1 protein-coding gene is annotated in these 303 nt (G+C 67.0%); it reads right to left on the bottom strand.

Annotated features, from left to right (window positions below; genetic code table 11):
* A partial coding sequence (locus tag GQB03_RS22765; RefSeq protein WP_200832439.1) for an Ig-like domain-containing protein occupies window positions 1-303 on the bottom strand: 303 nt, incomplete at both ends.

The following is a 303-nucleotide window of genomic DNA, read 5'->3' as shown; positions in this document are numbered from 1 at the left end:
CGGTCACGGTCACATCCACCGTCGCCGTCACCGGCGTCGTGCCGTCGGTGACCGTGTAGTCGAACGAGACCGGGCCATTGAAATTCGGGTTCGGCGTGAAGGTCAGCGTACCGTCCGGGTTCAGCGCAACCGAGCCTTCCGGAATCGTCACCGGGTTGCCCACGCTGATCGGCTGCCCCCCCACTTCGGTGATCGTCAGCGTGTCGCCGTCCGGATCGCTGTCGTTGCCCAGCACGTCGATGATCACCGGCGTGTCTTCGGCCGTCGTCGCCACGTCGTCCTGGGCGATCGGGGCGTCGCTCG

Source organism: Cognatazoarcus halotolerans (assembly GCF_009800965.1).
Classification (GTDB): Bacteria; Pseudomonadota; Gammaproteobacteria; order Burkholderiales; family Rhodocyclaceae; genus Cognatazoarcus; species Cognatazoarcus halotolerans.
This window is presented reverse-complemented; position numbering and strand designations above follow the sequence as displayed.